19 protein-coding genes and 1 pseudogene are annotated in these 22,706 nt (G+C 70.4%); 13 read left to right on the top strand and 7 right to left on the bottom strand.

The window, feature by feature from the left end:
- Nucleotides 1-82: 82 nt before the first annotated feature.
- The 3 genes from ACGGCP_RS25270 to ACGGCP_RS25260 are packed head-to-tail and all read left to right on the top strand — an operon-like array spanning nt 83 to nt 3,694.
- The gene (locus tag ACGGCP_RS25270; RefSeq protein ID WP_392970908.1) at nt 83-1,633 is read left to right on the top strand and encodes an amino acid adenylation domain-containing protein; all 1,551 of its coding nucleotides are present in this window, start codon (nt 83-85) and stop codon (nt 1,631-1,633) included.
- On the top strand, nt 1,630-2,916 hold the full coding sequence (locus tag ACGGCP_RS25265; RefSeq protein ID WP_392970905.1) for a hypothetical protein: 1,287 nt from the start codon (nt 1,630-1,632) through the stop codon (nt 2,914-2,916). The genes ACGGCP_RS25270 and ACGGCP_RS25265 overlap by 4 nt, the downstream gene beginning before the upstream one ends.
- A gap of 13 nt (nt 2,917-2,929) precedes the next feature.
- Nucleotides 2,930-3,694, top strand: a complete 765-nt coding sequence (locus ACGGCP_RS25260; RefSeq protein ID WP_392970903.1) for an enoyl-CoA hydratase-related protein — start codon at nt 2,930-2,932, stop codon at nt 3,692-3,694.
- 21 nt (nt 3,695-3,715) lie between these two features.
- Here the strand turns inward: ACGGCP_RS25260 and idi are convergent, their stop codons facing one another.
- The gene (gene idi / locus ACGGCP_RS25255; RefSeq protein ID WP_392970900.1) at nt 3,716-4,258 is read right to left on the bottom strand and encodes an isopentenyl-diphosphate Delta-isomerase; all 543 of its coding nucleotides are present in this window, start codon (nt 4,256-4,258) and stop codon (nt 3,716-3,718) included.
- Nucleotides 4,259-4,379: 121 nt separating this feature from the next.
- Here idi and ACGGCP_RS25250 point away from each other — a divergent pair, with 121 nt between their 5' ends.
- Together ACGGCP_RS25250 and ACGGCP_RS25245 are read left to right on the top strand one after the other, a co-directional pair.
- Nucleotides 4,380-4,892 (top strand): DUF4395 domain-containing protein, encoded by a 513-nt coding sequence (locus tag ACGGCP_RS25250; RefSeq protein ID WP_392970897.1) that lies wholly within the window; start codon nt 4,380-4,382, stop codon nt 4,890-4,892.
- A gap of 101 nt (nt 4,893-4,993) precedes the next feature.
- Nucleotides 4,994-5,566: a class I SAM-dependent methyltransferase gene (locus ACGGCP_RS25245; protein WP_392970894.1), complete on the top strand. Its 573-nt coding sequence runs from the start codon at nt 4,994-4,996 to the stop codon at nt 5,564-5,566.
- 1 nt (nt 5,567) lies between these two features.
- On the opposite strand, the gene ACGGCP_RS25240 is transcribed toward ACGGCP_RS25245, so the two are convergent.
- Nucleotides 5,568-6,242, bottom strand: coding sequence for a DUF6766 family protein (locus ACGGCP_RS25240; protein WP_392970892.1), 675 nt, complete (start codon nt 6,240-6,242; stop codon nt 5,568-5,570).
- 62 nt (nt 6,243-6,304) lie between these two features.
- Nucleotides 6,305-6,739, bottom strand: coding sequence for a hypothetical protein (locus tag ACGGCP_RS25235; RefSeq protein WP_392970889.1), 435 nt, complete (start codon nt 6,737-6,739; stop codon nt 6,305-6,307).
- Between the two features lie 123 nt (nt 6,740-6,862).
- Between ACGGCP_RS25235 and ACGGCP_RS25230 the strand changes: the two are divergent.
- From ACGGCP_RS25230 to ACGGCP_RS25210, 5 genes and pseudogenes are all read left to right on the top strand, one after another.
- A pseudogene (locus ACGGCP_RS25230) lies at nt 6,863-7,261 on the top strand (cellulose binding domain-containing protein); the annotation flags it as partial.
- 192 nt (nt 7,262-7,453) lie between these two features.
- Nucleotides 7,454-8,257: a glycoside hydrolase family 5 protein gene (locus tag ACGGCP_RS25225; protein ID WP_392971096.1), complete on the top strand. Its 804-nt coding sequence runs from the start codon at nt 7,454-7,456 to the stop codon at nt 8,255-8,257.
- Between the two features lie 76 nt (nt 8,258-8,333).
- Nucleotides 8,334-11,657 (top strand): DUF4132 domain-containing protein, encoded by a 3,324-nt coding sequence (locus tag ACGGCP_RS25220; RefSeq protein ID WP_392970886.1) that lies wholly within the window; start codon nt 8,334-8,336, stop codon nt 11,655-11,657.
- A gap of 196 nt (nt 11,658-11,853) precedes the next feature.
- Nucleotides 11,854-13,308 (top strand): hypothetical protein, encoded by a 1,455-nt coding sequence (locus ACGGCP_RS25215; RefSeq protein ID WP_392970883.1) that lies wholly within the window; start codon nt 11,854-11,856, stop codon nt 13,306-13,308.
- Nucleotides 13,296-14,411, top strand: coding sequence for a hypothetical protein (locus ACGGCP_RS25210; protein WP_392970880.1), 1,116 nt, complete (start codon nt 13,296-13,298; stop codon nt 14,409-14,411). Before ACGGCP_RS25215 ends, ACGGCP_RS25210 begins: the two co-directional genes overlap by 13 nt.
- Nucleotides 14,412-14,414: 3 nt before the next feature.
- Here the strand turns inward: ACGGCP_RS25210 and ACGGCP_RS25205 are convergent, their stop codons facing one another.
- Nucleotides 14,415-15,491: an alpha/beta fold hydrolase gene (locus ACGGCP_RS25205; RefSeq protein ID WP_392970877.1), complete on the bottom strand. Its 1,077-nt coding sequence runs from the start codon at nt 15,489-15,491 to the stop codon at nt 14,415-14,417.
- 79 nt (nt 15,492-15,570) lie between these two features.
- On the opposite strand from ACGGCP_RS25205, the gene ACGGCP_RS25200 reads away from it, so the two are divergent.
- Nucleotides 15,571-15,924, top strand: a complete 354-nt coding sequence (locus tag ACGGCP_RS25200) for an ADP-ribosylation/crystallin J1 (RefSeq protein ID WP_392970874.1) — start codon at nt 15,571-15,573, stop codon at nt 15,922-15,924.
- 40 nt (nt 15,925-15,964) lie between these two features.
- On the opposite strand, the gene ACGGCP_RS25195 is transcribed toward ACGGCP_RS25200, so the two are convergent.
- Entirely contained in the window at nt 15,965-17,455 is a 1,491-nt protein-coding gene (locus tag ACGGCP_RS25195) for a non-reducing end alpha-L-arabinofuranosidase family hydrolase (protein ID WP_392970871.1), read from the bottom strand.
- A 319-nt stretch (nt 17,456-17,774) separates the two neighbouring features.
- Between ACGGCP_RS25195 and ACGGCP_RS25190 the strand changes: the two genes are divergently transcribed.
- Nucleotides 17,775-19,196, top strand: coding sequence for an endo-1,4-beta-xylanase (locus ACGGCP_RS25190; RefSeq protein WP_392970868.1), 1,422 nt, complete (start codon nt 17,775-17,777; stop codon nt 19,194-19,196).
- Nucleotides 19,197-19,323: 127 nt separating this feature from the next.
- Here the strand turns inward: ACGGCP_RS25190 and ACGGCP_RS25185 are convergent, their stop codons facing one another.
- Nucleotides 19,324-19,773 (bottom strand): DUF4383 domain-containing protein, encoded by a 450-nt coding sequence (locus tag ACGGCP_RS25185; RefSeq protein ID WP_392970865.1) that lies wholly within the window; start codon nt 19,771-19,773, stop codon nt 19,324-19,326.
- A gap of 177 nt (nt 19,774-19,950) precedes the next feature.
- Between ACGGCP_RS25185 and ACGGCP_RS25180 the strand changes: the two genes are divergently transcribed.
- The gene (locus ACGGCP_RS25180) at nt 19,951-21,057 is read left to right on the top strand and encodes an epoxide hydrolase family protein (RefSeq protein ID WP_392970862.1); all 1,107 of its coding nucleotides are present in this window, start codon (nt 19,951-19,953) and stop codon (nt 21,055-21,057) included.
- Nucleotides 21,058-21,107: 50 nt separating this feature from the next.
- On the opposite strand, the gene ACGGCP_RS25175 is transcribed toward ACGGCP_RS25180, so the two are convergent.
- Complete coding sequence (locus ACGGCP_RS25175; protein ID WP_392970859.1) at nt 21,108-22,667, bottom strand: SDR family oxidoreductase; 1,560 nt, start codon at nt 22,665-22,667, stop codon at nt 21,108-21,110.
- Nucleotides 22,668-22,706 lie beyond the last annotated feature (39 nt).

Genomic DNA, 22,706 nt, shown 5'->3' with positions numbered 1-22,706 from the left:
TTGGGATTCAAGCAAGCACAAGCGAACTGGCGGGTGACCTATGCCTGAAGTCGACTACACACAGCGATCGATCAATCACCAAATGAGCGGCACTCCGCTCCTGGAGAAGCCCGGCACACCATCCTCACTGGACGAACGGGACGCGCACCTGTTCCGCCGCTTCGGATGGGGACCCTCCCGCGCCGTACCGCGCACGGCGATCCACCACCTCATCGAACGGCACGCCGCCGCGAGACCGTCGGCGACCGCCGCCCGGCACCGGGGCCGCACCCTCACCTACGGCGACCTCGAACGCCACGCCGACCGGCTCGCCGCGCGCCTCGTCCGCAGCGGCGTGCGCCCCGGCGACCGCGTCGCGCTCGTCGTCCGCCGCGGCCTGCCCATGCTCGTCGGCATCCTCGCGGTCCTCAAGACCGGCGCCGCGTACGTGCCCCAAGACGCCAAGATGGTCCGGACCCCGGCACTCCGGCACCTCCTCGACGTCTCGGGCTGCCGCGTCGTCCTCACGCAAACCGATGCGCCCGTGGCGATCCCGCCCGGACTCACCGGCATCGACATCGACGAGGCCATGCGCGACCGCACCGATGTCCGGGCCCCGCACGTCTACACGGACCCCGCGAGCGCCTGCTATGTCCTCTTCACCTCAGGCACCACCGGCACGCCCAACGGCGTCGCGGTCACCCACGCCAACCTCGCGAACCTCCTGCTCACCGAGCCGGGCGACCTCGGCATCCGGCCCGGGACGAGCGTCGGGCAGATCCTCAACATCGCGTTCGACATGGCCGCCTGGGAGATCCTCGGCTGCCTCGTCCACGGCGGCACGCTCCACATCCGCGGCGACGACATCGCAGCGACCGCAAGGGAAGTCGAGGTCCTCATCGCGACCCCGACGATCCTCTCCAGGCTCGACCCCGAAGCGTGCCAGCGCATCCGGACCGTGGCCGTCGCGGGCGAGCCCTGCCCTCCCTCGCTCGCCGACCGCTGGGCCGCCCGCGCCGCCTTCTACAACGGCTGCGGGCCTACCGAGACCACCATCGTGAACACGATGCAGCGCCACCGTCCCGGGGAGCGCCTCACCATCGGCAGGCCCACCCCGAACAACACCGTCTACATCCTCGACGAGCACCGGAACCCGTGCCCGATAGGGGAAGTCGGCGAGATGTGGGCGGGCGGCGACGGCGTCTCGGCGGGCTACCTCGCCAACCCCGGGCTGAACGCCGAGCGGTACGCGCCCGACCCGTTCCTCGGCGGCGGCCGCACGATGTTCCGCACCCGCGACCTCGGCCGCTGGACCCCGGACGGCGAACTCGACCACCTCGGGCGCACCGACGACCAGGTCAAGGTCCGCGGCTTCCGGGTCGAGCTCGACGCCGTCTCCGCTGTGCTGGAAGGCGTTCCGGGCTGCGTCCGGGCCGCCACGGTCAAGCTCGACGACCGCACCCTCGCGGCCTTCGTCCAGCCCTCCTCGGTCGACCCGGTGCTCGCGCGCGAAGCGGTCGCCGAAGCGCTGCCGTACTACTGCGTCCCCGACGCCGTCCACGTCATGGAAGCGCTCCCGCTCACGGATCGCGGGAAGATCGACAAACCAAGGCTGCTCCGTCTCGCCCGCATCGGACGGGAGGCGACGGCATGACCCGGCTCGAGAACGCGCTCGTCGACGACGTCGAACTCCCGCCCCTCCTCCCGCCCGTGCGGCGCGCCTTCAAGCACCCGGCGCTCATGCACTTCAACCGCCTCGCCGCCGCGGTGATCATCGTCAACCTGGCATTCCTCGCGACGGCCGACGGCATCACGGCCGAGACCGCCTCCCGCGCGGCCCTGTGGAACTTCGCGCTCGCGATCGTCATCCGCCGCCAGCGCCTCATCAACCTGCTGTTCCGCCTCGCCACCGCCGCGCCGGTGACGTGGCCGCTCAAGGTCCGCTGGACCTTGGCGAAGGTGTACCACTTCGGCGGCCTGCATGTAGGCGGGGCGCTCGCGGGCTCGCTGTGGTTCGGCGGCTTCGTCGTCCTGGCCACAGTGGAGCGAGTCGGTGCGGCAATCCTCGTCCCGGCCTATGCCCTGGTGGGGCTGTTCGGGGCGATGCTCGTGACCGCGGTCCCGAAGCTGCGGGCCGGGAACCACGACCGGTTCGAGCTGGTCCACCGCTTCGGCGGCTGGCTCTCACTCGTCCTGTTGTGGGCCATGACGATCGCGCAGATCCGGGGGAGTGGTGAGTCGGTCCTGGAGGTCCTGGAGTTCTGGGTCCTCACGGCCATCACGGTCGCGGTCGTCGCGCCGTGGACGCGCCTGCGCCGCGTCCCGGTCGACATCAAGCGGCCTTCGTCGCACGTGGCGATCGCGCGGTTCACGCACGGCCGCAAGCCGTTCGCGGGGTCCTCGACCGCGATCAGCCGGTCGCCGCTGCGCGAATGGCACTCGTTCGCGAACATCCCTTCGCCCACGGAGCACGGGTTCCGGCTGACCATCTCCCGGGCGGGGGACTGGACGGGCCGGTTCATCGACGACGAGCCCGGCCACGTGTGGGTCAAGGGCATCACGACCGCGGGCGTGGCGAACATCGAGGTCCTGTTCCGCAAGGTCGTCTACGTGGCGACGGGCAGCGGCATCGGCCCGTGCCTGCCGCACCTGCTCGCGCAGGAGGTCCCGGCGCTGCTGGTGTGGTCGACGCGGTCGCCGCGCGACACGTTCGGCGACGAGCTCGTGGACGAGATCCTCGCCGTGCAGCCGGACGCGCGGATCTGGGACACGGCCGAGCACGGCAAGCCCGACATGATCCGCCTCGCCGCCGCCGCCCACCGCGACTTCGACGCGGAGGCCGTCATCTGCATCTCGAACAAGAAGCTCACCTGGCAGGTCGTCCACGGCCTCGAACGCCGGGGCATCCCCGCGTACGGCGCGATCTGGGACTCCTAGGAAGGAAGCGAAAGTGCGACTGAAGATCGAACGCGAAGGCCGGGTCGTGCGGGTGCGCCTGCACCGGCCCGAGGTCCTGAACGCCCTCGACACCGAGCTCATGACCGAACTGGTCGCGGCCCTGACCCCGCTCGACGCCGACCCCGGCGTGGGCTGCTTCGTGATCACCGGCTCCGAGCGGGCGTTCGCCGCCGGCGCCGACATCACCGAGATGTCCGGGAAGACCGCGGCGGAGATGATCGCGGAGGACTACTTCGCGGGCTGGGAGTCGTTCGCGGCCTTGCGGACCCCGAAGCTCGCCGCGGTCGCCGGGTACGCGCTCGGCGGCGGCTGCGAGCTGGCGATGATGTGCGACATGATCATCGCCGCCGACGACGCGAAGTTCGGGCAGCCGGAGATCACGCTCGGCGTCATCCCCGGGATCGGCGGCACGCAGCGGCTCACGCGGGCGGTCGGGAAGGCGAAGGCGATGGACATGATCCTCACCGGCCGCCTCATCGACGCCCTTGAGGCCGAGCGGATCGGTCTGGTCTCCCGTGTCGTCCCGGCCGAAACCCTTGCGGCCGAGGCGAACGCGGTCGCCAAGCAGATCGCCTGGTACGGGAAGCTCGCGGCGATGGCCGCCCGCGACTGCGTCGACCAGGCGCTGGAGACGGGCCTGGCCGAGGGCATCCGCTACGAGCGGAAGGTCTTCCACGGCCTGTTCGCGACCGAGGACCAGAAGGAGGGCATGCGGGCGTTCAAGGAGAAGCGGAAGGCGGAGTTCACCGGCCGCTAGGTGCATGGACCTGGTCGGGCGTCACCCGTTGAGGAACCGCTCGACCAGGCCCCAGCGCTGCAACTGCGCGACCTGCAGCCGCGACCACGGCGAAAGATCGGAGTCCTCCCGCTCGGCCCGGGCGACGTACGCGTCCCAGTCCACCCAGCCGTACTCGCCGACCTCCTCGGCGTCGGGCTCGGGCTCGCCCGCGACCCAGCCGAGGAACACCGGGCAGATCTCGTGCTCGACGACCCCGTTCGACTCGGCGCGGTACCGGAACGTCGGCAGCGCGCACACCAGCCCGACCGCCCGGATGCCCAGCTCGGAGTCCAGCCGCCTCGCGACGGCGGCCTCCATGAACTCGCCGGGCGCGGGGTGCCCGCAGCACGTGTTCGTCCACACGCCGGGGAACGCCCGCTTCGACGCGGCGCGGCGCGTCACGAGCAGCCGCCCCTCCGCGTCGAACCCGTAGCAGGAGAACGCGAGGTGCAGCGGCGTGTCAGCGCCGTGCACCCGGTCCTTGCGCTCCGTCCCGACCGGCGTGCCGTCCTCGCCGAGCAGCACGACCATCTCTTCCGCCACAAACGCCCCCGTAGTCGATCGGGCACTGATGGTATCGCGCTGCCGCAGGAAGCGCCTCCACCATCATCGCGGCGCTACCATTGGCGGCCTTGCCCCGATTCGCACCTGCCTAAGGAACCCGATGCGCCGCCTGTTCAGCTTCCCGAACCCCGTGAACGAGGTCTCCGCCCGACTCGTCGCCGGGGGCGTGGTCGCCATGAGCGCGGCCGCGCTCGCGTTCCAGCTCGAATGGCTCGTCGCGGTCATCGCACTCGGCTTCCTCGCCCGCGTCGCCACGGGGCCGACCCTCAGCGTCCTCGGCCAGGTCGTCACCCGCGTGGTCACCCCGCGCCTGCCCGCCGCCGAGAAACCCGTCCCGGGCCCGCCCAAGCGCTTCGCCCAGGGCATCGGCGCGGTCTTCTCCGTGGCATCGCTCCTGCTGCTCGCCTTCGGCCTCGACCTCGCCGGATGGATCGTCCTGGCCGCCCTCATGACGGCCGCCGCGCTCGAGGCGTTCTTCGCGTTCTGCCTGGGCTGCAGGATCTTCGCCCTCCTCACCCGCCTCGGCCTCATCCCCGACAGCGTCTGCGAAGCCTGCAACGACATCAGGGCCCGCACCGACGCCGCCCTCGAACGCGCCGCCGCCTCCAGTTGACCGCATCGCGGCATTGAAAGCGCCGTTCCGGGGAACACCTCTTGAGCAGCGCGAACACGGCGGTGCGGACGAGGTCTGGGCCGCCACCATCGGAGGCAGTCATGCCACGCCACACACACGAGCACGAAGGCGCCATCGAAGGACGCGAAAGCGACCATTACGACACGATCGCCCGCCTGTTCGCGAAACCGTTCTACAGCCGGATGGCCAGGGAGATCGCCGCGTTCGCGCCCCGGGACGCCGCCGTCCTCGACGCGGGCACCGGCCCCGGCATCCTCCTCAGGAAGCTCAGCAGGGCCCGGCCCGACCTCGAGCTCACCGGCATCGACATCGCCGACGACATGATCGCCCACGCCAGGCACAACCTCGCCGGCCTTGCGACCGCGCCCGACCTGCGCGCCGCCGACGTCGCCGACCTGCCGTTCGACGACGACCGCTTCGACCTCGTCGTCTCCACCTTCAGCACCCACCACTGGGACGACCCGGAGGCCGGGGCCGCCGAGATCGCCCGCGTCCTGCGCAGCGGCGGCCGCCTGCGGATCTACGACTTCCGCGACGCGCCCTTCGACGCCGTGCTCGGCCAGCCGGGCCTCACGGACATCCGGACGACCCCGTTCCGCTCCGTCTGGAGCTGGTTCACGAAGGCCACCCGCCTCGACGCCACCGCGGCCTGAATCAGCCCGAGGTCTCGGTCGTCCCGTGCGAGGAGCCCACGGGCTTCGACTCGGGCGAGCCGCGCTGGCGGAGGTAGACGCTCAGGACCGCGAGCGACCCGACGGCCAGGAGCTCCGACTGCCAGTTCTGCAGTGTGCGGTTCCAGAACTCGCCGGATCCCAGGTACATCCCCCAGCTCACGGGGTCCTGCAGCTCGGCGAGCTGCTCGGCGTTGTAGACGCTGAGGCCGCTGACCGACTGGGCGAGCCACGACAGCACGAAGACCACGGCCATCGCGATGCCCAGCGACCGCGAGAACAGGGCCGTGCGCCAGCCGCCCGCGCGCGCCCACTCGGGGGAGTCCTCGGTCGCGTAGCGGCCGACCTTCTGCTGCTTGTCCGATTCGGTGCCGACCTCGTCCATCGGCTTGGACTCGGGCGAACCGCGCTGGACGAGCCAGACGGTCGCGAACACGTACAGGAAGAACTGCAGGTACTCCGACTGCCAGTTCTCCGCGACGTTCACCGCGAAGTCGCTCGACGTCACGTACTGGAGCAGCGTGAGCTCCCGGCCGCCCTGCGCGAGCTGCCGGTGGTTGAAATCGGACTGCCCGGCGAAGGCCTGGCCGACCAGCGCGGCGAGGAACATGAGCCCGAAGCCGACGCTGAGGCCGTTGTCCCACAGGAATCGCTTCATCTCCCCACCTCACAGCCGCAGCAGGCCGACGACGATGAAGTACGCGAGCCCGCCGAAGATGATCACCAGGTACGCGGCGAACATGATCCGCCTGTCCATAATCCGCCCACCTCGCACTGGTAGGGCCGCTCGCCCTGCGCGACGCAACCGGCGGCGGCGACCTTCCAGCCCTCCTCGAGCTCGACGAGGAACAGCACGTCGCCCGACGTGCTCACCTGCGCGCGGTCGCCCCAGACCTGGACCTCGCCGACCTCGCCGCCGGGCAGCTCCTCAGGTTTCAGGGACGCCTCGCACGCCTCGCCTTCGGAGACGACCAGCGCCGCCGCGGTCTCCGGTGCGAGCAGCGCGCACGCGGCGGCCGCGTCCCGTTCTTCGATCGCGGCCGAGAACGCCGCGGCCACGGCGGAAGCCCCGGATTCCCGCTCGCCCGCCCCGCAGGCTGCGGCTCCGCCGACTACCACCAGGCCACAGGCGGTGGCCAGCGTCTTCCGAAACATCCCCCAGAAGTTCCCTCCGGCCGTCTCCGGCAAACCAGGGCTTGACCGCGGCCGAATACATTGACAAACTCCGATGTAACCTTTGGGAGCGCTTCCCATTGGACCGGCAACGAAAGGCACACCATGCAAGCGAACCGAAGGCGAAAGCTGACGGCGATCATCGGCACGGCCGCGGCGGCGCTCAGCGCCGGCGCGATCACCATCGCCGCCTCACAGGGCGCGAACGCCGCGCCCGGCTGCGAAGTCGACTACAACGTCGTCAGCAGCTGGGGCTCCGGCTTCCAGGCCAACATCAGCATCACCACCGCCGAAGCGGTCGACGGCTGGACCGTCGAATGGGACTTCACCAGCGCTGTCTCCGGCATCAGCGCCTGGAACGTCACCGACACGACCCTCAACGGCTCCCACTTCACCGGCTCCGACGCCGGCTGGAACGGCACCATCGCCGCGGGCCAGACCCGTGAGGTCTTCGGCTTCACCGCCAGCGGCAGCCCCGGCGACATCGCGAACGCCGAACTCAACGGCGTCCTCTGCGGCGAAGGCGGCGGCGAGCAGACCACGGAACCCGAACCCACCACTGAGGAGCCCACCGAGGAGCCGACCGACCCGGCCCCCGCGGGCACCCCGGTCGAGGAGCACGGCAAGCTCAGCGTCTGCGGCACCAAGATGTGCGACGAGTCCGGGAACCCGGTGCAGCTCAAGGGCGTCTCGAGCATGTGGCTGCACTGGCAGACCCAGCCGTACGCGCAGAACCTCTCCGCGCTCGAATGGATGCGCGACAACTGGAACATCGAGGTCTTCCGCGTCGCCATGGGCGTCGAGCCCGAAGGCGCGTACCTCTCCGACCCCGAAGGCTGGAAGGCCGAAGTGGAGACGGTGATCAACAACGCGGCCGAAGCGGGCGTCTACGTCATCGTCGACTTCCACGCCCATGCCGCCCACCAGCACACGTCCGCGTCCGTCGCCTTCTTCAGCGACCTCGCCGAACGCTACGGCCACCTCCCCAACATCATCTGGGAGACCTACAACGAACCCGAGCAGGTGTCCTGGAGCGGCACCGTGAAGCCGTACCACCAGGCCGTCACCGCCGCCATCCGCGCCGAGGACCCCGACAACATCATCGTCCTCGGCACCCCGACCTGGTCCCAGGACGTCGACGTCGCCGCGAACGACCCCGTCGCCGGGACCAACCTCATGTACACGCTCCACTTCTACTCGTGCACCCACTCCCAGTGGAACCGCGACAAGGCCGACGCCGCCATCGACGCCGGGCTCGCCCTCTTCGTCACCGAATGGGGCGCCAGCCACGCCGACGGCGGCCTCGACGGCCGCGTCTGCCTCGACGAGGCCCAGCGCTGGGTCGACTGGATGGAGGCCAACGGCATCTCCTGGACCGCCTGGAAACTCGACGTCGGCAACGACTCCACCAACCTCCTCTCCACCGGGGCCCCGCTGACCGGAGGCTGGGACAACTACCTCCACGGCCACGCCCCCTTCGTCATCCAGAACCTCGACTAACTGAATAGGTAGCGGCCCAGACCAACCAAGGTCTGGGCCGCTTCCGATGTCACACCTGACCGCTAACGTTGCGATCGTGAACGAAGTGAACCCCCTACCGGACGAATCCCTCCTGGCCCTCCCCGCCGAATGGCAGGCCGACCTCCTGCCCCGGCGCGGCGTCCGCAACGGAGCGCCATTCGAGCTCGACGCCGAAGCCCCGGCATACTGGCGCAAGCGCCTCACCAAACAGGAAGAAGCACTGCGCACCGCACTCGCCGCGCACGCCCGCCCTGACGCCGTCGCGTACCTCGACGGGGAGCCGAACGCGTTGGGAGCCGGACTGATCGCCGCGCTGGCGGCCGTCGAAAGCCCCAGCCGCAACGACTCCAAGCTGCACCCCATGCTCGACGCGTGGATCGAGGAGCATGGCCTGCCGTTCGCGATCGCAGCGGCCGTCGCCTTCCTGTCTTACGAAAGCGTCAGGCTTGTAGGAGGGAACGGGACCGTCGGCACGCCCGTCGACTACGACGACCGGCGGGTCCGCGAGCGCCCCCTCGCGTCGATGAGCGGCGTCCTCTTCCTCAACCGCGACCTCCATGTGCTGCGAGGGCTGCTGGCCGATGCAACCGCGCCAGAATTCGAAGCCGCTGAGTCGACAGTGGACCTGATGCGGAACACGCCCGCCCGCAAGTACTTCGCAGCGCTCTTCTTCCCCGACCGCACCGGCTGGGTTGACGAAGCGGCCGTCGAAGTCGCGAAGGAATCCTGGAACGGACTCCCGATCGCGAGGCTCGCGCACTCGGTGTCCTCGCGCAGCCAGCTCGCGGCGATGGGCGTGCGGGCGATCGAGTCGCACGTCCAGCACTCCGGTCTCATCACCCCGCTCCTGGACAGCCTCGGTGCCGAGGTGCTGCCACTCCTCACCACGCCGACCCGCCACCCCCTCGAACCCGAATACGTCCACGAGCGCCTGCGGGCCATCGCGCTGCTCCCGCACGACGACGCCGCCGCGTACCTGGTCGAGCACATCGCGGACCCGTTCGTCTTCGACCAGGCCGCCGACGCGGCGGCGCGCTTCCCCGTCAGGACGCTGCGCGCCGTAGCCGCCCACACGCCCGTGGCGCAGCCGTCCCGCGTCCCGCTCCTCGCGTCACTCGTGGCGCGCATCGACCCGCGCGCACACGGCGAGCTCACCGAGGCCGAGCGCACCGCCGTCGACGGACTCGTGTCGCGGTGGCGTCCCGCTCCCGAAGCGCCCGAGGCGGACCTGCCCGAACTCCTCGTCAGGCCGCCCTGGACGGTGAAGCGGCCCAAGCGAAAGCCCGTCGTCGTCGAAGGCCTCGAACCGCTCGGCGAGGCGGCGGTGGTCTGGAACGACGGGGAAGCGGCGGAGTACCGGGAGAACGCCGAGCGCTACAGGGTCAGCTACAACTGGGAACGCTTCTTCGACAACGTGGCCGGGCAAAGCAGTTACGCCTGGCCCGAGCTGCTCATCTTCGCCCCCGTCGAGATCGCCGAGAAGCGGCTCAGCGGCTGGGACGGCGACTTCTGCACCAGCCACGACAACCGCGCCGCCGCACTCGCGCGAGGCCTGCTCGCCCGATTCGAGGTCGCCGTCACGGACGACGTGCTCAAGTTGCTCAATGCGAAGCCGAGGATCGGCGACCTCATGGGCCCGATACTCACCGCAGGGGCCGCCCGGCTGGCTGCGCACTGGTACGCCAACCTCAAGTCCGTCAAGGAACACGGCGCGGCCTGGCTCGACCGGCACGGCCCTGCCGCCGCTGAACTGCTGGTGCCGAACGCGCTCGGGGCCGCGAAGACCGACCGGCTCCCGGCCGAGATCGCGCTGCTGCGGATCGCCGAGGTCCACGGCGCTGACACTGTCCTCGACGCCGCGGCCGCATACGGCGACAAGGCGCGCGCCGCGATCGCGGTGCTACTGGAGACGGGAGCCGCCGGGACCCTCCCCAGCCGCATTCCGAATCCGGAGTGGTTCGACGCGGCACTGCTGCCGCAGATCCTCCTGCGCGACAGCGGAACCGCACTGCCGGAGGCCTCGATGCGCTTTGCCGCGGTCGTCATGGCGATCGCGGTCGACATCGACGACGACCCGCGCCTGGCCGAGGTCGCCGCGACCTACGACCGCGATTCGCTGCGCGAGTTCTCCTGGGCGGTGTTCGAGCAGTGGCTGGCGAGCGGAGCGCCGTCGGCCGACCGGTGGGCGCTCTCGGCGCTCAAGTTCTTCGGCGACGACACGACGGTCGCACGGCTCACCCCGATGATCAAGGCGTGGCCCGGCCAGAACCAGCACCACCGGGCCGTCACGGGCCTGCGCGTCCTCGGCGGCATCGGCTCGGAGGAAGGGCTCCGGGCCATGCAGCACATCTCGCAGCGCGCCAAGTTCAGGGCCATCAAAGCCGAAGCGGCGCAGCAGATCCAGGTCATCGCCAAGAGCCTCGGCCTCACCGGCGAGCAGCTCGCCGACCGGCTCCTGCCCGATTTCGGGCTCGGCGGCGACGGCGTCCTCGTCCTCGACTACGGGCCGCGGAAGTTCAAGATCGGGTTCGACGAACAGCTGCGGCCCTACGTCACCGACGAGGACGGCAAGCCCCGCAAGGCCCTCCCCAAGCCCGGTGCGAAGGACGACCCCGAGCTCGCGGGCGCCGCGTACCAGCGCTTCACCGCGCTCAAGAAGGAGCTGCGGACGGTCGCGGTCGACCAGGTCCGCCGCCTCGAAGCCGCGATGATCAACGCCCGCACGTGGAACCGCGACGAGTTCGAGGAGTACCTGCACGGCCACCCGCTCATGCGGTACCTGACCCGGCGCATGATCTGGCTCGCCCAGACCGCCGAGACCCGGGCCACGTTCCGCATCGCCGAGGACAACACGTACACCGACGCCGAAGACGACGCGGTCGAACTGCCCGAGGACGCCGTGATCCGCCTGGCGCACCCGATCGACATGACCGCCGACGAACGCGGCGCGTGGGCCCGCCTGCTCGCCGACTACGAGATCCTGCAGCCGTTCGAGCAGCTCTCGCGCCCGATCATGGCCTTCACCGAGACCGAGACCGCGACCGGCCGCCTCAGCCGCTTCGAGGGCGCCGTGGTCCCGCCCGGGGCCATCCTCGGCCTCACCAAACACGGCTGGGTCCGCGGCAAGCCCCAGGACAACGGCACCGAGTTCGGCTTCCACTTCCCGCTCCCCGCAGGCGGATACGTCGCCGTCGAACTCGACCCGGGCCTCCAGATCGGCATGGGCGCGGACGTCGAGGACCAGCGCCTCGAACGGATCTTCCTCACCGACACGCTCGACTACTACTACCGGCCCGGCGACGGCCTCACCGCCCCGATCGACCCGGTGATCGCCTCAGAGGTCCTCGCCGCCCTCGACCGCCTCACCGCGACCGAATAGCCCGCGAACGGCCCGGGCCGCCCGGCCCGGGCCGTCCTATTCGGTGGCGGTGCAAGCGAAGAGGACAGTAAGGTGAGCGGTGCCGACCGCGGGACTCTGGTGCGACTCCCGGATCCGTCTGTTCAACGCCAATTCGCCTTCGTGCCACTCATTCCCCGGTCGGCGCCCCCACCCCCTCGACACCCCGGACGCCCCAATGGAACCCGTCGCCGACCGCACCGCCGCCGAAGACGTGCTGCTGTTCGTCAACGCCGCCATCGCCTCGACCGGCCAGCGCGAGTTCCACTCCGACGCCGACGCCCAGCAGTGGTCCATGGAGTTCCTGCACGAGTACATGCTCGTCAACTACCGCGACCTCTACGCGGCCACGCTCACGCTCGGCGTCAACGACCGGAACGCCGCGGCGATCATCATGCGGCTCCTGCAGACCGGGCGGGACGCGAGCGACGACCAGCGCGCCGTCGAAGGCCGCCTCATCGCCAAGTCGCTCGCCCGCATGCCGACCAACCGCGTCTACCACCTGTTCACGGCGCTGCGCAGAGCCCGCGTCAACAACCGGCGCACCCGCGCGGTCATGCGCGAGTGGCTCACCGCCCGCCCCGACCCCGCGTTCGAGGCAGTCAAGTACCGGTCCGCGTTCCTGGGCGCAGTCCGCCACGCGCACTTGAAGGTCGACGACCTGCCGGGCGGGGAGCTCGACGCGTTCCTGTTCAAGTGGCATGCGGCGGGGCGGTTCAGCACGCCGCTATTCGAGTCCTGGCGTCGCGCCCACTTCGACCGCCGGGCGGTGTTCGAGCTGCCGTACACCGTGGCCGAGGGCTTCGCCGCCAAGCACCGGATCACCCGCGCCGAGTTCCTCGACAAGATCGCGCCGCAGCTCACGCGCGGCGAACGCCTTCGGCTCCAGCGCTCGGCCGCCCGGATCGGCGCGGACCACCTCGTCTCGGGCGTCGCCGACCTCTCACGGATGCCGCTCACCCGCCTCGCCGCGTACGTGCTCGCGCTCCCGGTCGACGAACGCGAGGAGCGGCGGCTCGAGCTCACCGACGCGCTCCGCGCGGCGGCCCTGCGCGTCGCGGGCCGACGCGCCGGGACCTTCGGCCGGGTCGCAGCCGTGCTCGACGACAGCTATTCAGCGAGCGGGTCGAGCGAGAAGCGCCGTCGGCCGCTCGTCGTGGCGCTCGCGGCGCACTTCCTGCTGCGGGAACTCGCCCGCGACTATCGTCCCTTGTGGCTTTCCGGGCACGATGACCCGCTGACGGCCCGCGCCCGCGGCGTCACCGCGCTGGGGGAGCGGATCCTCGACGGGCTCGAGACCGGCCCCGACCTGCTCGTCGTCGTGTCCGACGGCTGGGACAACGCGCCCGTCGGCATGGCCGCCGAAGTGCTGCGTGTGTGGGACGAGCGCCTCGACCCCGAGGGGAAGACCGCTGTGGCCCACCTGAACCCGGTGTTCGACGCCGCGGGCCTGGAAGTGCGCCGCCTCGCGCCCACCACCCCCACTGTCGGCATCCGCGACGCCGAGGACCTGCCCGAGCTCGTCGCGTTCGCCCGCTTCGCCACCGGCCGCACCGGGCTCGCCGAGCTGCGGGCGCACATCGAGACGCGGGTCGACACCTGGCTCGCCGAGGAGACCCCGTGCGGCGCTTGACCTTCGACGGCCTCCAGACCCGCCCCGGCCAGGTCTGGGGCGGCATCCGGCTCGTGCCGCTCGTCCGCGCCGAGTCGATCACCTCGCTGCGCCTGCACCCCAACGGGTTCTCCGAGGAACCGGCCCGCGCGTATGAACCGCGCTGCTGCTATTCGCCGCACGGCCTCGCCGCCGAGTGGACCGACGACGGCACCGCCGTCCCCGCCCTCGGCACCGCGCTGCGCATGCCGTCCCGGACGGTGCGCAAGTCGCTGCGGCCGAAGACGAAGCTCGAGCGGCGGACCCGCGTGCGCTTCGTCCCGCACCAGACCGCGCTGGAAGCCTTCCTGCCGCTCACGTTCAAGGGCCCGAACATCGCCTGGGACGAATGGTCCGCGCGGGCGTTCAGCCGCTCGCTCCCGCACCAGCCGGACAACCTGCACGCGGGCTACGACGTGGAAGGGCTCGCCGACGCGCTGCGCGTCTTCGAGATCCACCATGGACAGTGCGGGGTCCTGCTGTACGTGGCCGACGCGCTCGCCGCGGCCGTCGTCACCCCGCACCCGGACGACTACCGGGCCCTGCACCCGACCCTCGTCGAGGACGCGTTCGGCGAGCTCATCTGGCGGTACGCGCACCTCCACGCCGAGAGCCCGGACTTCCGCGCACGCCTCGACGCGGACGCTATCGAGTCTCTAGCCGACCTCCGCGCCGCGATCGGCGCCGCCCGCCGCGAGTGGGCCGAGTTCCACGACGGCGTCATGGCCGCCGGGCTGATGGACGCCGACTACGTCTTCACCGGCGAGTACCAGATGGAGCGGTTCACCCTCCAGCGGTTCCGCCCCCGCTTCGAACCCGGCCGCGAATCCCATGTGGGCGAAGCGATCACCGACGACGACGGCCGCCTGGCCTACCTCCGCACGTTCCGCCTCTCCGAAGCCCAGTCCCGGCGCGGCCGCCTGTTGCAGACCCTCGCGGAGCACTGGAACCTGGAAGACGCGGCCGCCGCGATGGGCATCGCGGTCCCGGCCCTGGCTGCGCGCCTCGACGCCGCCGGGTACGGCCTGCTCCTGCGCCGGGACCGCCTCGACCACTACCGGGCGGCGAACCGCAAGGGCCGCTGAGCATCACGCAGTCAGGAACGCCGAGAGCCTGCGGTGCAGGGTCGCGCCGGTGAGCATGGCGACGTGCCCGCCGGGGCAGTGGACCACCTGCGGCGGGCGGCTGAGGAGGTCGGCCAGGGCGAGGCTGGCCGAGGACGGCACGATGTGGTCGTCCGCGGTGACGGCGAGCATCACCGGCACCGTGAGGCGCTCCAAGCGGGCCGGGCGGCCGAGCACCGTCCACGTCCCGTCCCTGAGGGCGTTGCCGCGCACGTAGTCGACCAGGTCGAACATCAGCGCGCCGGGAATCGGCGTCTGCTCCCAGACCCACCGCGACAAGGGTCCGGCGACCGACCGCCACTGCGGCTTGCTCCTGCGCCGCCACGTCTGCCGCGCGGCGCGCAGCGCCACCGGCCGGAGCCAGTGGAAGGTCTCCCTGACCAGCGACGCGGGCACCAGGCCGCGGCCGTCGAGCGCGAACACCGGCATCAGCCGCCGCGAACGGAGGACGCGGCCCAGGCGGCCCGCGTCCGCGGTGTCGACGAGCTGGGCGATCGCCGTCAGCGACGCCAGCCCGGCATCGCCGAGCGCCGCGTGCGCGGCGACCGCCAGCGTCCCGCCCAGGCAGTAGCCGACCAGGTGGACCTCGGGGCGGCCGCTCTGCTCGCGGACCGCCTCCTCGGCGGCCATGAGCGTCGTGACGCACGCGTCGAACCCGCGATGCGCCTCCGCCCGGCCCGGAACGCCCCAGTCGAGCAGGTACACGTCGTGGCCGTCGGCGACCAGCGCTGCGATGAGGCTGCGGCCGCGAGCCAGGTCGAGGACCCAGGAACGGGTCACCAGCGAATGCACCACGAGGACAGGGGAACCGGACCCGCGCCCGTAATGCCGCAGCACCGCGGGCCCCGAACGCCAGACCACCGCCGAAGGGGTGAGCGGCACCGCCGCCCGGTGCAGACCGGCGGCGACCTCCACCACGTGGGACCAGCCCGACAGCGCCGCCAGCAGAAGGGCAAAGCCGATCCGGGCCCACCGCAGCGCGCGCGCGAACCGCCCGGCCCGGAGCAGCCGCCGGTCGGTCGAGGTGAAGCGGGGTCTCATGCCGCACAACATAATCCGGCCGCGCAGCGGCACCGGATGTGGCAGAGTCGGAGCGCCCCCTCCCGAACGGAAAAGCGCGATGACGGAACCGAAGACCCTGACACTGTGGCGCCCCTGCGGCCCCGCCGAGCTCGCGCTCGTCCGCGAGTCCGGTTGGACCGCATGGCCTCCGCGCCTGCCCGACCAGCCGATCTTCTACCCGGTCCTCAACGAGGCGTACGCGACGAAGATCGCCCGCGACTGGAACGCCCCGCGCGACGGTGTCGGCTACGTGACCCGCTTCCACCTCGACGGGGACTTCGCCGAGCGCTACCCCGTCCAGCAGGCCGGCGGCAGCACCATCCTCGAACTCTGGGTCCCCGCCGAGGAACTCGACGACTTCAACCGGCACCTGGTCGGCCCCATCGAACTCGTCGCCGAATTCAAGGCGTGACCGGGCGGCCCTCGCGGGCCGCCCGGTCGAGGCGATTCGGTTAGGTGAGGGTCCAGCGCTGGTTGGTCGCGCCGGTGCACGTCCAGAGCTGGACCTTGGTGGCGTTGGCGGTCGCCAGGCCCGCCACGTCGAGGCACAGCCCCGATGCCGCATTGGTGATGGAGCCGTTGGCGTTCAAGGTCCACTTCTGATTCGACCCGCCGTGGCACGTCCAGATGATCGCTGCGGTCCCGTTCGCGGTCCCGCCGCCTGACGCGTCGAGGCACTTCTTCGAGGATCCGCTGTAGACCGAGATCTCGCCGTTCGCGTAGGTCCACTGCTGGTTAGCGCCGCTCCAGCAGTCGTAGATCTGCAGCTGGGTACCGTTCTGGGTCGACTGGTTCGGCACGTCGAGGCAGCGGTTGGACCCGGTGCCGCGCAACTGGCCCGAGTCGCCTCCGCCGGGGTTGCCGCTGCCGCAGTCGGCGGTCGGGTTGGTGTGGTTCAGCAGGCCGAGCCGGTACGGCAGCTGCGAGTACTCCATGCCGTTGGAGTTCGGGTTCCTGCCCTGGTAGAGGTAGTCGATGTTGCAGGGGTCGATCTCCATGGTCTGGTTGCCGTCCACGCGGACCGCCTCGCCGTGGCTGATGTCCTGCGTCCAGGCCCCTCCCGGGAAGGAGACGTTGGCGGCTCCGGCGAACGGGTTGGACTGGGTGTCGGCCAGCGGGACCCACTGGCTGAAGTTCGCGTCGAGCCGGTTGGAGGTCCAGGACCGGAAGTAGCGGATGCCGCCCGAGCCGATGCCCTCGACGACGAGCAGGTACTGGCCGGTGTCGCCGAGCTTGTAGACGTTGGTGGCCTCGAACAGGCTCTGGTTGGGGGCCTCCATGAACAGCTCGACGTCGCCGAAGCCGTTCGGGAACTCGGCCACGGTCGTCTTGGCGCGGTAGAACTTCTGCTTGTCGTTGTTGAAGTACAGGTAGCAGTTCACCTCGTCGCAGGCGATCCAGTAGTCGAGGATGTACGACGAGCCGGCGTCGGCGATGCCGTGGTTGTTCATGAAGTTCTTCGGCGCCGAGGCGCTCGTCGGCTGCGACGGGTGCGACAGGGTCGAGAACGACGGCAGGCCGGTCTGGTAGATCAGGTACCACTGGTTGTCGGGTTCGAAGTAGAACACCTGCGGGGCGGCCCGGTAACCGCCGCCGATCGCGGTCGTGGAGAGGTGCGTCTGCCGCGCCTGCCCGGCCTGGGACCAGTCGGTGAACCCGCCGAAGGAGGTCAGGTTCCAGCCGCCGTTGGTGTCGGCGGTGGTGGCGTAGACGTAGTACTTGCCGTCCTCCTGGACCACGGACGGGTCCTTGATCGACACCAGGGTCTTGCCGGGCGCGGTCTGCTGGGGGGCGACGAGAGCGCCGGTCGAGGTCCATTGGAAGGACGAGGGGAGCGGGGCGGCCTGTGCCGGGGCTGCGCTCAAGGTCGCCGCGGCGAGGGTGCCCGCCAGCGTCGCCGCCAGCAGTGCGATCCACGATCGCCATCGAGTCGGATGTCTCATGGGTTGCCTCTCTGATCAGGACCCCTGGTGGTTATCGCTAACAAACCCAAGGGTCTTCGAAAGTTTCGGTCGTCGTACCGAACATTGGGCGTGCAAACAGGATAGAACCAAAGTTCGTCACATGTAAATAGTTCAATGTCATCTGGCTGTGCCCGGATCGACCCGCGGACGGCTTGACGGGATATCGAACTATATCTATAGTTCGAACCACTGAAGTTTCGGAGTTCATCCGGAAACTTTCGAAGCCTCGGAGGATGTGCGCGGCAGCCCCGGCATCGCCGACCGCACGCCCCCGGGCACCTGACCCACAGGGAGCACCATGACCAGCAACCCAACGAGGCGACGGCGCGTCTGGGCGACCGTCGCCGCAGTAGCGACCGCGAGCCTCGCGGCCACGACCGCGCTCGTGATGTCCTCCGGACCCGCCCACGCCGCGACCACCCTCGGCGCCTCGGCCGCCGAGAGCGGCCGCTACTTCGGCGCGGCCGTCGCGGGCAACCGCCTCAGCGAGGCGGCCTACGCGAACACGCTCGCGGCCGAGTTCAACTCCGTCGTCGCCGAGAACGCCATGAAGTGGGACGCGACCGAGCCGAACCCCGGCCAGTTCAACTTCTCCGGCGGCGACCAGATCGTCGACTGGGCGCAGGCCCGCGGCATGAAGGTCCGCGGCCACACCCTCGTCTGGCATGCGCAGCAACCGGGTTGGGCGCAGAACCTCACCGGCCAGAACCTGCGCAACGCGATGCTCAACCACATCGCGGGCGTCGCCAACCACTACGAAGGTGACGTCTTCGCCTGGGACGTGGTGAACGAGGCCTTCGAATGGGACGGCTCGCGCCGCCAGTCCAACCTCCAGCAGCAGCTCGGCAACGGCTGGATCGAGGAGGCCTTCCGCGCCGCCGACGCCGCCGACCCGAACGCCCGGCTCTGCTACAACGACTACGGCACCGACGCGATCAACGCCAAGAGCACCGCGATCTACAACATGGTCCGCGACTTCAAGGCCCGCGGCGTCCCGATCGACTGCGTCGGCTTCCAGTCCCACCTCGCGCACAACGAGAACCTGTCGAGCTACCAGGCCAACCTCCAGCGCTTCGCCGACCTCGGCGTCGCCGTCGAGATCACCGAGCTCGACGTCGGCCAGGGCACCGGCCAGGCCGCGACCTTCGAGACCGTCACCAAGGCCTGCATGGCGATCAGTCGCTGTACCGGCATCACCGTCTGGGGCGTCACCGACAAGTACTCCTGGCGCACCGACAACCCGCTGCTCTTCGACGGCAACTACCAGAAGAAGGCGGCCTACCACTCCGTGCTCGCCGCGCTGAACAACGGCACGCCCGGCGGCGGCGGCGACACCGGCCCCGTGGTCTCGGCCGCGTCCAACCGCTGCCTCGACGTCCCCAACCAGTCGACGACCAACGGCACCCAGCTGCAGATCTACGACTGCTGGAACGGCGCGAACCAGCAATGGACCTTCGCCAACGGCGAACTCTCCGTCTACACGGGCACCTCGAAGAAGTGCCTGGACGCCTCAGGCGGAGGCACCGCGAACGGAACCGCAGCGATCATCTGGACCTGCCACGGCGGTGCCAACCAGAAGTGGAACCTGAACTCCAACGGCACCATCACCAACGCCGCCTCGGGGCTCTGCCTCGACGTGGCCGGAGCCGCCACCGCCAACGCCACCAAAGTCCAGCTCTGGTCCTGCACCGGGGCGTCGAACCAGCGCTGGACCGTGTAAACCCGCATGACCTCGCCGCCCGGGCCCGACAGTCCCCGGGCGGCGATCCCCGGGGCCGGGCCTCGAAGTCGCACCCGCCGGTCCGCGACGACCAGGCCCGGCCCCGCCCGAGTCCTTGCGGCCGTTGTCAGGCCGCCCGCTTCGCCTGACGGGAGAAGACCGCGCCGAGGGCGAGCATGCCGACGGCCAAGGCCAGGTGGAGCCAGTTGTCGGCGTCGTTGACGGGCACGAAGTTCGCCGCCGAGTCGAGGTCGATCAGCAGCCCGTACAGCCACAGCACCAAGTAGATCGCCCCGCCGGTGAGCAGGTAGGTGACCGCGGCGCCCGCGGTGCGCATCATCATGAAGCCGACGACGCCGAACAGCAGGTGGACGACGTTGTGCAGGACCGACACCTCGAAGACGCCGAGCAGCAGCGCGTCCGAGTGGTGGCCGGCGAACGTCATCGAGTCGAAGCCGGTGGTGACGCCGGGTATGAACCCCAGCACCCCGACCAGCGTGAATACGAGCGCGATCACCAGCGTCACCGTCTGGACGGGTGCGCGCCGAGTGGTCGCCTGCGTGTAGGAGTAAGACATTTCGCGGCCTCCTTGCCGTGCTGGGAGTCGATACACCAGGTATTCGTCGCCGCGGCCGCAACGGATGGGCCCGCCCTGGAATTTCTTCGGCCAAATACTGGAATAGATCATTCCGTTCTGATAAGCTGGAGGCAGTCCAGGGACACCGGGTCCCGAAGGCGAACCAGGGAGACGACCATGACGCAGCACGAGGCGATCAAGCCCTTCACCATCGACATCCCGCAGTCCGAGCTGGACTACCTGCGCGACCGCCTGTCGCGCGCCCGCCGCGCCCAGGAGATCCCCGGCGCGGGCGACGCATACGGCGTCACCGTCGACCGGGTCGACCGCCTGACCGACTACTGGCTCAAGGAGTACGACTGGCGCGAGACCGAAGCGCGCCTCAACACCCACCCGCAGTTCGTCACCGAGATCGACGGCCAGCGCCTGCACTTCCTCCACATCGAGTCGCCCGACCCCGCGGCGGTGCCGTTGCTCCTGCTCCACGGCTGGCCCGGCACGATCATGGAGTTCGCCGACCTGATCGAACCGCTCACCCGGCCCGCCGAAGGGCCCGCGTTCCACCTGGTCATCCCCTCGCTGCCCGGGTTCGGCTTCTCGGGCCCGACCACTGACGCGGGCTGGGGTGCGGCCCGCACGGCGAAGGCGCTCGCGACGCTCATGGCGCGGCTCGGCTACGAGCGGTACGGCGCGCACGGCAACGACGGCGGCGCGTTCATCGCCCCCGAACTGGGCAGGATCGACGGCGAGCACGTCATCGGCGTCCACGTCGACCAGATCTTCTCGTTCCCCTCGGGCGACCCGTCCGAGATGGAGGGCATGACCGAGGAGGAGATGGGCGCGCTGCAGGTGCTGCAGTGGTTCTACGAGAACAAGAGCTCATACGACCAGGTCCACTCCCAGCAGCCGCAGACGCTCGCGCACGCACTGGCCGACTCGCCGCGGGGACTCCTCGCCTGGATGGACCAGCTGTTCGGCGACGCGGTCGCCGACCGGTTCGTCATCGACAACGTGATCGTCCACTGGCTCAACGACACCGCCGCGTCCTCGATGCGCTTCTACTTCGAGAACAAGCACAACCCGACCGACGCGACGCCCGCGGACTTCCCGATGGCGAACTCCAGCTTCGCCGGGGACTTCCAGTCGATCCGCCGTTTCGCCGAGCGCGACTACACCAACATCACGCAGTGGCGGACCCACGAGACCGGCGGCCACTACGCCGCGCACCAGGCCCCGGACCTCCTCGCGGGCGACCTCCGCGACTTCTTCACCACGTTGAACTAATTTGCCGCACAAGGAAGGCGCTGATCCTCGGATCAGCGCCTTCTCGCCACCTACTGCACGCGCGCGTCCTCGCTCTCGGCGATCGCCACGATTCTGCGGGCCATCCCCGAGAACACCAGACCGTGGAACGGCATCACGCCGAGCCAGTAGAGCCGGCCCGAGAGGCCGCGCGGGAAGAACACGGCCCGCTGCCGGTACCGGGTCCGGGTGCCCGCCTCGCAGGCGAGGTCCAGCCAGGCGAGCCCTGGCAGCCGCATCTCGGCCCGCAGCCGCAGCAGCCTGCCCGGCTCGCACACCTCGACCCGCCAGAAGTCGATCGCGTCGCCGACCCGCAGCGCCGTGCGGCTCCGGCGTCCGCGCTTGAGTCCCACTCCGCCGAACACGCGGTCGCTCCAGCCCCGGAGCGCCCACAGCAGCGGCGTCGAGTACCAGCCGTTCTCACCGCCGATACCGGCGATGACCCTCCACAGTGCCTCCGGGCTCGCGGTCGTCTCGACCGTGCGGACATCGGTGTACACCACCCGCCCGGCCCATTCGGGGTCGCTCGGCAGCGGGTCGCTCGGGGCGCGGGCCACCGTCGCGTCGGCCCAGCTCGTCTCCACCCGGTCGAACTCGATGCGCCCCAGCGCCAATCGCAGCGCGTCGTCGTAGGACGTGAGCCCTCCAGGCGGCGGCGGGATGAGCGCGTCAATTCGGCGGTCGTGCATGACGCAGTCGTGCTGCAGCGATTCGACGAGCGGCCGGGCGAGGCCGCTCGGCACCGGGGTCACGAGTCCGACCCAGTGCGAGGCAAGGCGGGGCGTGAGCACCGGCAGCGCCCAGATGCGGCGGCGCGGGAGCCCGGCGAGCCGCGCGTAGCGGTTCATCATCTGGTCGTAGCGCAGCACGTCGGGACCGCCGATGTCGAACGCGCCGCCCACGTCCTCGCCGACCTTCAACGCGCACAGCAGATAGTGCAGGACGTCGCGGATCGCGATGGGCTGGATGCGGTTGCGGACCCACCGCGGCGCGGTCATCACCGGCAGCACCTCGGTCAGGTGCCGGATCATCTCGAACGAGGCCGACCCCGACCCGATCACCACGCCCGCCTGGAACACCAGCGTCGGCACGCGGGACTTGCGAAGGATCTGACCCACCTCGCGCCGCGACGCCAGATGCGCGGAAAGCGGCCCCGACCTCGGGGACAGGCCACCGAGGTACACCAGGCGCCGCACGCCCGCCGCTCTAGCCGCGAGGGCGACGTTCCGCGCGATCGTGCGGTCCACCCGACGGAAGTCACGGCTGTCGGTCATCGAGTGGACCAAGTGGAAGACGTACGTGACGCCCTCCATCGCCCGCCGCACCGCGTCCCCATCCGCTGCGTCACCCGCGACCACCTCGACCGCATCGGACCTCGCGAAACCGCGCGCCCGCTCAGGCCTCCGGGAAAGCAGGCGGACCCGGTACCCGGCGTTCAAGAGGCGCGGCAGCAGCCGCCCGCCGACGTACCCGGTGCCGCCGAGCAGCAGCACGAGCGGCGCACTCGCCTCCGCACCGGCCGACGTCCAGCGGTACAGCGGCTCGCCCCCGCTCGGCGCCGTGATATCCGAATACGGCTCGCTCACTGCCATCTGGACTCCCAACCACGCGGTCCCCAAGCTTCCGAACGA

Origin of the sequence: Glycomyces sp. NPDC048151 (genome assembly GCF_043202775.1) — a bacterium.
Classification (GTDB): Bacteria; Actinomycetota; Actinomycetes; order Mycobacteriales; family Micromonosporaceae; genus Glycomyces.
This window is presented reverse-complemented; position numbering and strand designations above follow the sequence as displayed.